At 51.8% G+C, this 1721-nt stretch carries 1 rRNA gene; it reads right to left on the bottom strand.

Going from position 1 to position 1721, the window contains the following annotated elements:
* Window positions 1-15: 15 nt before the first annotated feature.
* Window positions 16-1721 (bottom strand): 23S ribosomal RNA (locus GYK42_RS28760); the annotation flags it as partial.

Genomic DNA, 1721 nt, shown 5'->3' with positions numbered 1-1721 from the left:
ACCTGCTAAGGTTATAGGGACAAGCCGTACGGGCAATTAGTACTGGTTAGCTTAATGCATTACTGCACTTCCACACCCAGCCTATCAACGTCCTGGTCTCGAACGACCCTTCAAAGAGCTCAAGGCTCTGGGAAATCTCATCTCAAGGCAAGTTTCCCGCTTAGATGCTTTCAGCGGTTATCTCTTCCGAACTTAGCTACCCGGCAATGCCACTGGCGTGACAACCGGTACACCAGAGGTTCGTCCACTCCGGTCCTCTCGTACTAGGAGCAGCCCCCTTCAAATTTCCAACGCCCACGGCAGATAGGGACCAAACTGTCTCACGACGTTTTAAACCCAGCTCACGTACCACTTTAAATGGCGAACAGCCATACCCTTGGGACCGGCTACAGCCCCAGGATGTGATGAGCCGACATCGAGGTGCCAAACTCCCCCGTCGATATGAACTCTTGGGAGGAATCAGCCTGTTATCCCCAGAGTACCTTTTATCCGTTGAGCGATGGCCCTTCCATACAGAACCACCGGATCACTATGTCCTACTTTCGTACCTGCTCGACTTGTCAGTCTCGCAGTTAAGCACGCTTATGCCATTGCACTATCAACACGATGTCCGACCGTATCTAGCGTACCTTCGAACTCCTCCGTTACACTTTAGGAGGAGACCGCCCCAGTCAAACTGCCTACCATGCACTGTCCCCGATCCGGATAACGGACCAAGGTTAGAACCTCAAACAAACCAGGGTGGTATTTCAAGGTTGGCTCCACGAGAACTAGCGTCCCCGCTTCAAAGCCTCCCACCTATCCTACACAGATTGGTTCAAAGTCCAATGCAAAGCTACAGTAAAGGTTCATGGGGTCTTTCCGTCTAGCCGCGGGTAGATTGCATCATCACAAACATTTCAACTTCGCTGAGTCTCGGGAGGAGACAGTGTGGCCATCGTTACGCCATTCGTGCAGGTCGGAACTTACCCGACAAGGAATTTCGCTACCTTAGGACCGTTATAGTTACGGCCGCCGTTTACTGGGACTTCAATCAAGAGCTTGCACCCCATCATTTAATCTTCCAGCACCGGGCAGGCGTCACACCCTATACGTCCACTTTCGTGTTTGCAGAGTGCTGTGTTTTTATTAAACAGTCGCAGCCACCAGTTTATTGCAACCCTTTCACCCTCATGGAGTAAACCAATCAAGCTACCGGGGCGTACCTTTTCCCGAAGTTACGGTACCAATTTGCCGAGTTCCTTCTCCCGAGTTCTCTCAAGCGCCTTAGAATACTCATCTCGCCCACCTGTGTCGGTTTGCGGTACGGTCTCGTATGACTGAAGCTTAGAGGCTTTTCTTGGAACCACTTCCGATTGCTTCGTGCACAAGTGCACTCGTCCCATCCCCTTGAATTCCGCGCCCGGATTTGCCTAAGCGCCTTCTATGAGACAGAAACTGACTATTCCAACAGTCAGACAACCTTCCGCGATCCGTCCCCCCATCGCATCATACGACGGTGCAGGAATATTAACCTGCTTCCCATCAGCTACGCATCTCTGCCTCGCCTTAGGGGCCGACTCACCCTGCTCCGATGAACGTTGAACAGGAAACCTTGGGCTTACGGCGTGGAGGCTTTTCACCCCCATTATCGCTACTCATGTCAGCATTCGCACTTCTGATACCTCCAGCATCCTTTACAAGACACCTTCGCAGGCTTACAGAACGCTCTCCTACCATAT

It is taken from the genome of Janthinobacterium lividum (assembly GCF_011601275.1).
In the GTDB taxonomy this organism is placed as follows: domain Bacteria; phylum Pseudomonadota; class Gammaproteobacteria; order Burkholderiales; family Burkholderiaceae_D; genus Janthinobacterium; species Janthinobacterium lividum_E.
Note: the sequence above shows the minus strand (reverse complement) of the source record. Positions and strands in the feature narration are given on the sequence as shown.